The following is an 11,383-nucleotide window of genomic DNA, read 5'->3' as shown; positions in this document are numbered from 1 at the left end:
GCGGGGACGACCAGCACGGCGGCGAGGAAGGCCGCCAGGAGGGTCCAGACGGCCAGGACGAACGGGATGACGATCAGGCCCAGGGCGCCGCTGTCGTCCTCGGAAGGATCGCCGGCACCGCCGGAGCCCGGGGCGGCATCCGGGTGCACCACCGACCAGAGGACGAACGCGCCGATCGCGAGGGTCGCCTCCGCCACGAGTGCCCCGGTCGCCGTGACGAAGGTGGGCGGCGACCAGAGGCTGTTGCGCGCGGGTTCTTGCTTCACCAAGCCATCATCCGCCGCGCCCCGCGGCACGCCGACGGCAGGGTTCGCACCCGCCCCCGGCCTGCGGGGCGGACGGCACCGCCGGGCCCCACGGGACCCCTACCGACCCCTGGCGCAGCACGCCCGTCGAAGCCCGCCGCGGCGGCGCTCAACCACCGCCAAACGCAACCGGCGGTGCCGGACCCACCTGAGGTGAGTACGGCACCGCCGGCCGGGCATCGCGGCATTCAGCCCAGCTTCACCGGAAGTGTCGCGAAGCCCCGCTGGACCAGCTGGTCGCGGAACGTCGGCTCGCTCGCGAGGGCGATCGCCGGGAAGCGGCGCAGGACCGCCGGGAGGGCGATCTCCGCCTGCATGCGGGCGAGGCCCGCGCCGAGGCAGAAGTGCGCGCCGCCGCTGAGGGTCAGGGCGTGGTTGCCCTTGCGGTAGGGGTTGAACGTGCCGGGGTCGGCGTACTGCCGCGGATCGCGGTTGCCCGCGGCGATCAGGAGCGTGACCTTCGTGCCCGCGGTCAGCGGGACCCCGAAGAAGTCGATGTCCTTGACGGCCATGCGGTTGAGGGCCTGCGCCGCGGGGTCGAAGCGCAGCACCTCCTCCACGTAGCCCGGTGCGAGGGAGTCGTCCTCGCGGAGGGCGTCGGCGTACTCCGGGTGCTCCACGGCGAGCCGCAGCGCATTGCCGATGAGGTCCATCGGCGCTTCGGTGCCGGCGACCAGCAGCAGCATGAAGTTGGCGACGAGCTCCTCCTCGCTGATGCCGCCCGTCGTGTCGAGCTGGCGGACCATCTCGCTGACGAGGTCGTCGCCGGGCTGCGCCCGCCGCTTGGCGACCAGGTCGCCGAAGTAGACGGCCAGTTCCTCCATGGCGGCGTCGCCGGGCCGGAGCTGGGCGAGGTCCTGGATGGGCTCCAGGGCGGTGGTGATGGCGCCGATGTGGCCCCGGAACCCCGCCTGCTCCTCCTCGGGTATGCCCAGCAGCTCGCCCATGATCGCCATCGGCACGCGGAAGGCGAACTCGGCCATGAAGTCGACCGGAGCGCCTCCTTCGCCGAGGGTGCCCAGGCGGTCCACCAGTCCGCCGATCAGCCGCTCGACCGCCGGCTGCAGCGCGGCGATGCGGCGCGGCGTGAAGCCGACGCTGAAGAACCGGCGGTAGCGGTCGTGGTCGGGGTTGTTGCTGAAGAGCATGTTCTTGGTGAGCCACACCCAGGAGGAGTGCTCCCTCCAGCCGGGCATCATCGTGTCCTGCACGGCCCCGTCGGTCGACAGGAGCCCGGGCTCGCGCAGCGCCCGGGCGCACTCGGCGTGCCCGGTGACCACCAGCTGGCCGGGGCCGAGCGGCAGCAGCGGCCCGTAGGAGCGCAGCGCCTCGTAGAGCGGGTACGGGTCCCGCTTCCCGGCCGGGCTCAGCAGCGTCATCATCGCCCGGCCCGGGTCCATCACCGGTGTGCTCATGTCACTTCTCCTAGATCTACAGCGGTTCTACAGCGGTGCCATGACGAAATCGGCCTTGGTGGTCCCGCAGTCCGGGCACTCCCAGTCGTCCGGGATCTCCTCCCACGGCGTGCCGGGCGCGATCCCCTCCTCGGGCAGTCCCAGGGATTCGTAGTAGACCCAGCCGCAGACGAGGCACATCCATGCCCTTTTCCCGACGTCTTCGCTCACGGGATGGTCTCTCCAGTTCTCGTTCCGTGTTCGGCGACGAACACGGAGATGGCGCTTTTCGCTTCGGGGGACATCAGGATCCCCATGTGGCCACGGCCCGGGGCCTGCTGGAGCCGTACGTCGCGCAGGCCGGCGGCGATGGCCTCGGCTTCGCAGTACGGCACCACGGGATCCTCGGGGTCGTGCAGGGCCAGCACCGGGACGTCGAGCTCGCGGCCGAGGCCGACGACGTCCCAGTGGCTGACGGGCACCCCGTTGCGGCGGTGCAGTTCGCGGTAGATGCGGTCGACGACGGCGCGCGAGAGCATCAGCTCGCTCCTGGACCACCGCTCCAGCACCGCGGTCAGCGTGCAGGTCGGGGCGACCAGGGCGATGCAGTCGACGTCCGGCCGCTCCTCCAGGGCCACCGCGCCGACGGCGGCGATGGAGCCCAGGGAGTGGGCGACGACGACCTTCGCCCCGCCGAGCGAGTCCAGGGCGGCGCGTACGGCCGCCGTGTACTGCGTCATGGTGGCCTGCGTGCCGCGGTTGACGCCGTGGGCCGGCGCGTCGAACGCGGCCACCCGGTAGCCGAGTTCCCGCAGCGGGCCGATCAGCGAGTACATGCTGCTGCTGTCGGCCCCCCAGCCGTGCACGAGGAGCGCGGTGGGCCGGTCGTCGTCGCCCCACAGGTATCCGCCGTGCACGTCGGGGTTGCCGAGGATGTCGAATCCGCGGGCGCCGAGCGGCAGGACGTTGTCGGGCCGGGTGCCGATGGCCCGGGTCCGGCTGAAGACGTCGGTGGCCCAGCGGCCGCCGGGTCCGGGCGCGAGGACGCCGGCGGCTGCGTGGGCGAGTCTTCTGAGGACGAGGGGCGTCATGACGGCGACTTCACCGTCACCGGCTTGGCGTCCGCCGGGGCGATCGTGGTCCGGTTGAAGTCGGTGTAGAAGCCCGACTCGGTGTCGTAGAAGTGCAGCCGCCGGATGATGGTGCTCAGCTGGCGGAGCTTCACGCGCTCCTCGCGGACCATGCCCGGGTAGGCGTCCTTCAGGGCCCGCTGCGCCTTCTGCAGGTTGTAGAAGGGGACGACCGGGGCGACGTGGTGGGCCGTGTGGATGGAGATGTTGTGCGTGAGGAACAGCAGCCACTTCGGGTACACGAAGTCGGTGGTGACCAGCAGGCGGCTGGCGTTGCGCGTCCAGTGCTCGTTGGTCAGGTACGGGATGTCGCTGGAGCTGTGGTGCATCAGCGTCGTCGCGCTGAACCAGGCGTGGGTCGCGAGCCACGGGGCGACGAAGTAGATCAGGAAGCCCGTGAAGCCGGTGAACCAGATCAGCGGGACGAAGTAGGCGACCATGACGGCCAGGACGAAGAGCATCGACCGGCGGACGTCGCGGCGCGCCTCCCGCTTGGGGAAGTAGCTCGGCCGGAAGCCGGACTCGCGCCAGTAGTTGATGGTGCCGCCCCAGAACGCCCAGGTGCGCGTCCCGTGGTAGATGACCTTCTCGTGCCACGGCATCCGGTCGTAGAGCGCCGCCGGGACCGGACGCCAGTCGGTGTCCAGCTCCAGGTTGTTGGTGTGGCTGTGGTGCAGGTTGTGCACGTGCCGCCAGGCGTGGAACGGGTAGATCAGCGGCAGCAGCGAGACGTGCCCGATCGCAAAGTTGAACTTGCGCGAGCGGGAGAAGGAGCCGTGCCCGCAGTCGTGCGCGATGCAGTGCAGGCCCCAGCCGCCCAGGCCGGCGACGATCCACAGCGGGATCCAGAGCAGCCAGTGGGGTGAGAACGCGATGCCGACGAGCGCACCGATGTACAGCACCCAGCTGACGGCAAAGCCGAGCAGGCCGCGGCCCACCTGTGGTTCGAAGTACTCCCTCGGGATGGCCCCCGCGAGCCGTTCGCCCTCGATCTGCTCCGACTTGCGCTTGAAGTCCTCGAACGCCTTGTCCGGAGCGGACGGAAAGTTGTATGCCCCCATCGTCGTGGTTCCCTTCAGCCGGTCCGGCGGGACAGCCTGAGTTCCTGGGCCAGATAGCTGCTCAGGTCGTCGATGGTCTGGTGCTCGTAGAGCAGGCCGGGCGAGAGCCGGCGCTCGACGACCTTCTCCAGGGCGCCGGAGACCTGGACGGCGACCCGCGAGTCGAGTCCGTAGGCCTCGAAGGACTTCTGGGTGTCGATGTCGGAGGGCGCCGTCTCGATCCGCTTGGCCAGGTGCTCGATGAGCCACTGGCGCAGGGACTCCTCCGTGAGCGGGCCCGAGATCTGCTGGGCGTCCTTCTTGCGTCCGAACATGTGGTTACGCTCCTGCTGGTGCGAGGGTGAAAGCACTGCGGGTGGATCCGGGGACGGAATTGCGGGTGGTGCCGCGGGTGAAGCACTGCCGCGGGGGCGCGGACGGCTACGCGGCTTGTTTCATGGCGCGCTTGCGCTCGATGGTGGCCTTGTCCGGTTCCCTGAGGTCCCAGACGACGCGGACCTTGCCGAGGCCGAAGAGGATCCAGCCGCTCAGGTCCGGCTCCCACCAGGTCACGCCGTGGCGGTAGGACCCGGGGAAGGCGTGGTGGTTGTTCTGCAGTCCCTCGCCGAAGGTGAAGGCGGCGACGGGCCAGTTGTTGGCGCTGCGGTCCTTGTTGTCGAAGGGGCGGCTGCCGATGGCGTGGCAGATCGAGCCCACGCACCAGGCGGCCTGGTTGGCCACGAAGATGCGCGCGAACCCGCCGAAGACCAGGCCGGTCAGCAGCGACATCGGCGTCTGCTCCACGGCGAAGCCGACGACCGCCGGGATCAGCAGGCCGGTGAGGACCCAGGCCGGGTACGTGCGGCTGTACCACATCAGCCGGCGGTCGCGCAGGACGTCGGGGGCGAAGACGCTCCACTTCGAGGTCTCGTCGCTGAGCATCCACGGCATGTGCGCGTACCACAGGCCGCGCAGCCGGGCCTTGATGCTCCAGCCGTGCAGGTTGGGCGAGTGGGGGTCGCCCTCGCGGTCGCTGAAGCGGTGGTGGCGGCGGTGCGTGGTGACCCAGAACATCAGCGGGCCCTGGGCCCCCATGGACCCGGTGATCATCATGATGCCCTCGAACACGGGCGAGGTCTTGAACGCCTTGTGCGAGAGGTAGCGGTGGAAGCCGATGGTGATGCCGCCCATGTGCACGAAGTACATGACGACGAAGAGGACCAGGTCGGTGGTGGTGTAGTTGCCGGTCCACAGGAACCAGGCCGCGGCGGCGGTGCCGATCAGCGGCAGCGTCATCGTGGTGAGCGCGGAGAAGCGCTTGATCCGGGCGCTGGCGGGGTCGAGCTTGACGATCGCCGACGCGAGCGGGTCGGCGGTTGCGGAAGACACGGGGCCGCTCCTTATCTCTCTGACCGTGCGCGTTTGGGGTAGCGGACGTTGGTGACCAGGCCCAGGACGTCCAGCAGCCGGATGAACCCGCCGGCGATGTCGATCTGCCAGAAGGTGTGCCGGTTGTGGGCCAGGGCGGGCTGGGCGTGGTGGTTGTTGTGCCAGGAGCCGCCGACCGAGAAGGGCGCGAGCGTCGCGACGTTGCGGCTGTTGTCCCGGGTGCGGTGGGGGCGGCTGCCCAGCGTGTGCCCGATCGAGTTGACGCTCCAGGTCACGTGGTCGAGGAGAAAGATGCGGGCGAGACCGCCCCAGAGCAGCCCGCCGACCGCACCGCGGAGGCTGCCGCCGGTGAGCGCCCAGCCCAGCAGCGCGGGCAGGGCGAGTCCGGCCAGGACCCAGACGAAGTAGTACTCGTTGATCTTCATCACGAGCCGGTTCTTCATCAGGTCGGGGACGTACTTGCTCCAGTTCTGCCGGCGGACGGTGAACAGCCAGCCGACGTGGCCGTGCCACAGGCCGCGCAGGCGGGGGAACTTGCGCCCGTCCTGCAGCGGCCGGGGCGAGTGCGGGTCGCCGTCGCGGTCGGTGAACGCGTGGTGCTGGCGGTGGGTCGCCACCCAGAAGACGACCGGGCCCTGGGCGGCCATGCTGCCGGCGATGCCCCAGAAGGCGGTCACCCCCGGCTTGGCCGCGAAGGACAGGTGCGAGAAGAAGCGGTGGAAGCCGCCCTCCACGCCCAGGGAGGTCAGCAGGTACATCCCGATGAGCAGGCCGAGGTCGACCCCGGTGAATCCGTAGTTCCAGGCGAAGACCACCGCGCCGGCAAAGCCCAGGGTGGGCACGCCGACCGTGAGGTAGGCCAGCCGGCGGGCCGAGGCGTCGGTGTCGCCGCCCGCGGCCTGCGGGGCCGCGCCCGGGCGGGACGTGCGCGGGGCACCGGCCGCGGCGGCCCCGGGTGACTCAGGCGAAATCGTCATGGTGGGCTCCCGTCACCGCACGGCCTGCGGCATGTCGTCGGCGGCCAGGGCCAGCTTCTTCAGCGTCCCCTGGACGTAGGCCTTCCGTGTCGCGTCCCGGCGGACCTTGCCGCTGGTGGTCATGGGGATCGCGCCGACCGGTCCGAAGTGGACGGCGGCGGGCCGGACTCCGTGCTCGGCCGTCACCGCCGCGATCACCGCGTCCAGCACGGCCGCCCCCTCCGCGGCCAGCTGGCGTGCGGTGCCGCGGTACTCGGCTGCGACCACGAGTTCCTCGCCCTGCTCGCCGGGGACGGAGAAGGCCGCGCAGCCGCGCACCTTCTCGTGCGCCTGGCGGACGCTGAGCTCGATGTCCTGCGGATAGAGGTTGCGGCCGGCGATGACCACGAGGTCCTTGAGGCGTCCGGTGATGAACAGCTCCCCGTCGAGCAGGAATCCGAGGTCTCCGGTGCGCAGGTGGGTCTCCGCGCCACCGCCCGCCGTGCGCGCCGTGAAGGTCGCGGCGGTGAGCTCGGGCCGGCCGAGGTAGCCGTGGGCCACGTTGGGGCCGTTCACCCAGATCTCCCCCACCCGGCCGGCCGGGACCGGCAGCAGGGTGTCGGGGTCCACCACGGTCACCTCGTGCCCGTCGGCGACGGTGCCGCAGCTGACGACGTGCGCGACCCGGCCGGGCTCCGCGTCCTCCCCGTCTCCCCCGGCCCGGCGCACGTCGCCGTTCTCGAGGGCCTCCTTGTCGAGCCGTTCGGTCCGCAAGGGGGTTCCGGTGGGCTTTCCCGACACGTAGAGCGTCGCCTCGGCCAGGCCGTAGCAGGGAATGAGGGACGTCTCGTCGTAGCCCCGGGGGCCGAATCGCTCGCGGAACTTGTCGAGGGTTACCCTGGATACGGGCTCGGATCCGCAGAAGACCTGGCGCAGTGTGCCGAGGTCGAGGGTTTCCAGCTCGTCATCGGTGATGCTCGAAGTGCACATGTCGAAAGCGAAGTTGGGCCCGACGGAAATGGTGACCTTGTGGTCGGTGATCGCCTTCAGCCAGCGGTACGGCTGCTGGACGAAGTGCGCCGGCGACATGAGCACCAAGGGCCAGCCGCCGTGCACCGCGAGCATGATCGTGCCCATCAGGCCCATGTCGTGGTAGGGCGGCAGCCAGGTGCAGCCGACGCGGTCGGCTTCGTATCCCATGTTGTGTTCCAGGGCGCGGCAGTTGCTGACCAGGTTCTCGTGGGTGAGCACGATTCCCTTGGGGTCGCCGGTGGATCCCGAGGTGTACTGCAGCAGCGCCGGATCGGAAACGGCGTCGGGGACGGCGGTCACCGGTGCCGGTCCGCCGAAGTACGCGTCGTCGACGAACAGCCATTCCGGCGGGCGCACCGTATCGGGGAGTTCCGCGGCGAATTGGGCCGTGCGGCCCTCCAGCCGGCGGTCCGCAATGATCACATCGGGCGCGCTGTCCACGACGATCGAGGCGAAGCGGGCCACTGCGCGTTTCCCGGTGGGCGGGAAGGACGGCACCGCGGTGGCACCGGCCCGGAATATCCCGAAGAGCGCGGCGATGTAGTGCAGTCCGGGATCCAGTGCCAGCACCACGCGGCGTCCGGTGAGTTCGCGCTCCAGCAGGTCCGCGGCGATGCGGCCGGCGTGTTCGTACACGTCGTGGTAGGTCCAGTCGACGGCCTCGTCGCTGGTGCCGTCGGCGAGAAAGCGAAAGGCCGTGCGCCGGGGCCCGGCGGCCCGCTGCTGGAGGATGCCGGGCAGCCCGCCCAATGAGGTACGGGCCCGCCCCGCTATGTGGTCCACAACGCCCCCGTGAAGTTTCAGTTCTGTGCGCGGGCCGCACCCGTGTCACCGGTGCGCGGCCCGCGGAAAATGGTGTGCGCCGTACCGTCGGCTGTCGCCCTCGTCAGCCGGTACGGACGATGCGGAGCTGTTGTGCGGAACCCAGGTGGGCCCCGTCCCTGCCCCAGGCATCGATTTCCTCGTCGACCCAGCCCTCGGCGGTCGCGGAGCGGGTCCGTGCACGCAGCAGGATCCACGGCGACGACGCCCGGGCAAGATTCGCGCCGGGCCGGACCGTGAGTTCGACCGTGGGCACCAACGCTAGCGTCGAGAGCACCGCCGCGTACGACGGAGCCAGTGAATCCATCAGGAACACGAAACGCAATGCGTCCGGCGGGCGTTCGTCCTCCAGGATCCTGATCCACGCGATGAGTTCGGGCTCGGCACCGCCCGCATAGGGACGGTTGGGCCCGACCGGGCGGATCTCCAGGTAGGTGGAAATGGCGACGAACTCGGGCGGGATGACGAAGACGTCGCACTCTTCCGGAGGCGGCGCATCCGGAACCGCCGGAGCGAACGACTGCCAGTCGGCCGGCTGCGGATTTCCGAAGACGGCCGACCCTTCTACATGAACACCCTTTTCGGTGACCGCGCGGCCACCGAGCGTGGTGAGCGTGCGCCCGGCGCGCAGCAACGACGTCTCCAGGCGGAAGTCGTCGCCGATCGGCCGCAGGAAACGCGCCGTTGCGCTCTGCAGCCGGAGGCCGGGTGCCACCTCCCCTGCGGCATCCTGCATCGCCGAAGCCAGCAGCGCGAGCGTCAGGCCGCCGTGAAAGCCGCCGAAACCGTGCAGATGACTTCCGGCGGCGATCCCTTCGCCGGAGGACCGGTCGAGGAGCGCCACCGGGGAAAGCGGTGAAGCGGTACTGGTCATGGCCCCTCCGTTCCGGCCGCCGGCCGGGCGGCGGCGATGCGGGAGAGGGGCGGAATTCTGTGGTGGTGCTCGGCCCTTGGCAACAAGCCATTCACTGTTCCGAGTTGGATCACACGAGTGACCGTAGAAGGGCGGTGCGTCACCAAGCAAGCAATAAATTTTGTGACCCGCATCACGACCGAAGTGAATCCTCACCCCGGCGTGACGTTCAACACGCACACTCTGCGCTGCAGTGGGTTGCGTCCTCCAACCCACCCGGGGATAGTCTCGCCGCCGACACATCAGAGGTGGCTTGGGGGGGCCTGTATGCGCGCATTGATGCAGCGAACTGCGGTGAACGGCGTAGGAATTCTGGGCATCGGCGCGTACCGCCCGCACCGGGTGGTGGGCAATGCGGAAGTCGCGGCCCGCACCGGCCGGACCGCCGAGTGGATAGAGCGCCGTACCGGCATCGTCGAGCGCCGATATGCCGGTCCGGGCGAATCGGTGACCGATATGGCGGTGGAAGCCGCACGGAAGGCCGCGGCCGACGCGGGAATCGCGCCCGCAAAGCTGGGGGCCGTCATCCTGGCCTCCATGTCGTATCTGCAGCAGAGCCCGGGGGGTTCCGCGGAGATCGCCGACCGGCTCGGAATCCGCTCCGCCGCTTTTGATCTCAACGCCGCCTGCGCGGGATTCTGTTACGCCCTGGCGCTCGCCTCGGCCATGGTCCGCGACGGGTCGGCGCAGTACGTGGCGGTCATCGGCTCCGACCGGATGACGGACATCGTCGCACCGGACGACCCTTCGGCGGCGATCCTCTTCGCGGACGGGGCGGGGGCGGTGGTGGTCGGACCGCAGGACGAGGAGGGGATCGGCCCGGTCGTCTGGGGCTCGGACGGCAGCCGGGCGGGGCTCATCGCGCACGACGCCGCCTGGGACGCGTTCCGGGACGAGCCGGGAAGGGAGTGGCCCACCATGAAGATGGCGGGCCCCGAGGTCTTCCGCTGGGCCATCGAGGAGATGCCGCCGGTCGCCCGGGCGGCCCTCGACGCGGCCGGGATCGGCACCGGCGACCTCGACGCCTTCGTACCGCACCAGGCGAACCTGCGCATGATCGAGACCGTCACCCAGCGGCTGGACCTGCCCGGGCACGTCACCGTGGCCCGCGACGTGGTGCACAGCGGCAACACCTCCGCCGCCTCGGTCCCGCTCGCCCTGGCGCGCCTGAAGGAGCTGGGGGCCGTGGGCAGCGGCGGCCTCGCCCTGCTCCTGGGCTTCGGCGCGGGACTCACGTGGGGCGCCCAGGTGGTCCGTCTGCCCTGAGCACCGGACCGGCCGCTTCCGCAAGGGGCCGGTACCGGCGACACCAACACCTGCCCACGGGAACACACTTCCGGTCGCGCGGCCGAACGATGCATTCCGGCCAGCAGAACCGGCAATCGGCCTACTGTCGAGACCAAGCGCTTCCCGTACGAAGGCAGGACACCGCCATGACCTCCAGCCCGCCGGGCGCACCGGCCCCCCGCCTGACCCGCACGCCAGCCGGCGCTCCGGAGACACCCGGAGGCCCGCCCTTCGTGCACTTCGGCCCGGAGGTGCTCGCGGCCGCCCTGGGCGGGGCCGGGGCGGGCGCCGTCGAGGAGTTCACGGGATCGTGGGACGACCTGCCGGCCGACACCCACCTCGGCACCGACACCCCGTACCGCTTCCGCCGCTACGGGCTGTTCCGGATCCGGCCCGGACGGCTGGAGCGGCTGCCGCACACGGCGTTCTTCCAGGACAAGTCCGTCAACAAGGTCCACGGCGGAGTGCAGCGCCTCTTCGCCCCGCTCTCCGCCGCCGTCGCCGGCGGCGAGGTGCTGCGGATTGTCGTCCACACCCTGCGCCGCCATCTGCCCGGCCCGCGCGCCGGCATGGACACCTGCGGGGTCCACCAGATACGCGTCACGGCCACGACCCGCACCGAGGGCCACCCCGCCCCGGAGGGCGTCCACCAGGACGGGCACTGCTACGTGGCCCAGGTGCTGATCCGGCGCGAGGACGTGAGCGGCGCGGAGTCCGCCCTGTACGACCTGCGCAGCCGCCCGGTCCACCGGGCCCTGCTCACCACCCCGCTGGAGACGATCGTGCTCGACGACCGGCGGCTGCTGCACGGCGTCTCGCCCGTCCGGCCCGCGCCGGGCGCGTCCTGCGGAGTGCGGGACATGCTGCTGGTGGACTTCTTCCCCGGAGGCGGTGACGGCGCCCCCGGAAACGGGGCGGGCTCGTCGCCCGGGTGAAGCCCCGCCGCCGTGCCGCGGCGGCCGCCCCGGCGGGCGGGGCATGCCACCTTGGGCGCCCCGCCGCGGCGGACTACGATCCGGACGGGCAGTTCCTCCCGGCCGTCCGGACCCTGGAGTTGCGATGACGCTGCTGACCACCTGGCCGGACTCCGGCCCGCAGACCCTCCTCCTGCGCAC

12 protein-coding genes are annotated in these 11,383 nt (G+C 70.8%); 2 read left to right on the top strand and 10 right to left on the bottom strand.

Features of this window, described 5'->3' with window-relative positions; translation table 11 throughout:
- The 10 genes from V7793_RS25410 to V7793_RS25365 all read right to left on the bottom strand — a co-directional run.
- The coding region (locus V7793_RS25410; protein WP_443057990.1) for a hypothetical protein at window positions 1–266 on the bottom strand (266 nt) is incomplete at its 3' end.
- Between the two features lie 227 nt (window positions 267–493).
- Entirely contained in the window at window positions 494–1,720 is a 1,227-nt protein-coding gene (locus V7793_RS25405) for a cytochrome P450 (protein ID WP_336010277.1), read from the bottom strand.
- A 27-nt stretch (window positions 1,721–1,747) separates the two neighbouring features.
- Complete coding sequence (locus V7793_RS25400) at window positions 1,748–1,930, bottom strand: rubredoxin (protein ID WP_372504645.1); 183 nt, start codon at window positions 1,928–1,930, stop codon at window positions 1,748–1,750.
- A complete protein-coding gene (locus V7793_RS25395; protein WP_336010275.1) occupies window positions 1,927–2,790 on the bottom strand; it encodes an alpha/beta fold hydrolase in 864 nt (287 codons plus the stop codon). The genes V7793_RS25400 and V7793_RS25395 overlap by 4 nt, the downstream gene beginning before the upstream one ends.
- Window positions 2,787–3,890 carry a fatty acid desaturase gene (locus V7793_RS25390; protein ID WP_336010273.1) on the bottom strand — a complete coding sequence of 368 codons (1,104 nt, stop codon included), beginning with the start codon at window positions 3,888–3,890 and terminating at the stop codon, window positions 2,787–2,789. Before V7793_RS25390 ends, V7793_RS25395 begins: the two co-directional genes overlap by 4 nt.
- Window positions 3,891–3,904: 14 nt before the next feature.
- Entirely contained in the window at window positions 3,905–4,204 is a 300-nt protein-coding gene (locus tag V7793_RS25385; protein ID WP_336010271.1) for an acyl carrier protein, read from the bottom strand.
- A gap of 106 nt (window positions 4,205–4,310) precedes the next feature.
- Window positions 4,311–5,258, bottom strand: coding sequence for an acyl-CoA desaturase (locus tag V7793_RS25380; RefSeq protein ID WP_336010269.1), 948 nt, complete (start codon window positions 5,256–5,258; stop codon window positions 4,311–4,313).
- Window positions 5,259–5,269: 11 nt separating this feature from the next.
- Window positions 5,270–6,235: an acyl-CoA desaturase gene (locus V7793_RS25375; protein WP_336010268.1), complete on the bottom strand. Its 966-nt coding sequence runs from the start codon at window positions 6,233–6,235 to the stop codon at window positions 5,270–5,272.
- A 12-nt stretch (window positions 6,236–6,247) separates the two neighbouring features.
- On the bottom strand, window positions 6,248–8,029 hold the full coding sequence (locus V7793_RS25370) for a fatty acyl-AMP ligase (RefSeq protein ID WP_336010267.1): 1,782 nt from the start codon (window positions 8,027–8,029) through the stop codon (window positions 6,248–6,250).
- 103 nt (window positions 8,030–8,132) lie between these two features.
- A complete protein-coding gene (locus tag V7793_RS25365) occupies window positions 8,133–8,942 on the bottom strand; it encodes a thioesterase family protein (protein ID WP_336010264.1) in 810 nt (269 codons plus the stop codon).
- A gap of 318 nt (window positions 8,943–9,260) precedes the next feature.
- Between V7793_RS25365 and V7793_RS25360 the strand changes: the two genes are divergently transcribed.
- Both V7793_RS25360 and V7793_RS25355 read left to right on the top strand, forming a co-directional pair.
- On the top strand, window positions 9,261–10,247 hold the full coding sequence (locus V7793_RS25360; protein WP_336010262.1) for a beta-ketoacyl-ACP synthase 3: 987 nt from the start codon (window positions 9,261–9,263) through the stop codon (window positions 10,245–10,247).
- 167 nt (window positions 10,248–10,414) lie between these two features.
- Window positions 10,415–11,203: a 2OG-Fe dioxygenase family protein gene (locus V7793_RS25355; RefSeq protein WP_336010260.1), complete on the top strand. Its 789-nt coding sequence runs from the start codon at window positions 10,415–10,417 to the stop codon at window positions 11,201–11,203.
- The last annotated feature ends 180 nt before the right edge of the window (window positions 11,204–11,383 follow it).

Origin of the sequence: Streptomyces sp. KLMMK (genome assembly GCF_036961605.1) — a bacterium.
Classification (GTDB): domain Bacteria; phylum Actinomycetota; class Actinomycetes; order Streptomycetales; family Streptomycetaceae; genus Streptomyces; species Streptomyces telluris.
The sequence above is the reverse complement of the archived record's forward strand: the minus strand, read 5'-3'. Positions and strand labels throughout refer to the sequence as shown.

Excerpts from the sequence above, each read along its gene's own strand:
- V7793_RS25405 (WP_336010277.1), bottom strand. The coding sequence starts at position 1,720 with ATGAGCACACCGGTGATGGACCCGGGCCGGGCGATGATGACGCTGCTG.
- V7793_RS25355 (WP_336010260.1), top strand. The coding sequence starts at position 10,415 with ATGACCTCCAGCCCGCCGGGCGCACCGGCCCCCCGCCTGACCCGCACG.
- V7793_RS25385 (WP_336010271.1), bottom strand. The coding sequence starts at position 4,204 with ATGTTCGGACGCAAGAAGGACGCCCAGCAGATCTCGGGCCCGCTCACG.
- V7793_RS25365 (WP_336010264.1), bottom strand. The coding sequence starts at position 8,942 with ATGACCAGTACCGCTTCACCGCTTTCCCCGGTGGCGCTCCTCGACCGG.
- V7793_RS25395 (WP_336010275.1), bottom strand. The coding sequence starts at position 2,790 with ATGACGCCCCTCGTCCTCAGAAGACTCGCCCACGCAGCCGCCGGCGTC.
- V7793_RS25390 (WP_336010273.1), bottom strand. The coding sequence starts at position 3,890 with ATGGGGGCATACAACTTTCCGTCCGCTCCGGACAAGGCGTTCGAGGAC.
- V7793_RS25375 (WP_336010268.1), bottom strand. The coding sequence starts at position 6,235 with ATGACGATTTCGCCTGAGTCACCCGGGGCCGCCGCGGCCGGTGCCCCG.
- V7793_RS25360 (WP_336010262.1), top strand. The coding sequence starts at position 9,261 with ATGCAGCGAACTGCGGTGAACGGCGTAGGAATTCTGGGCATCGGCGCG.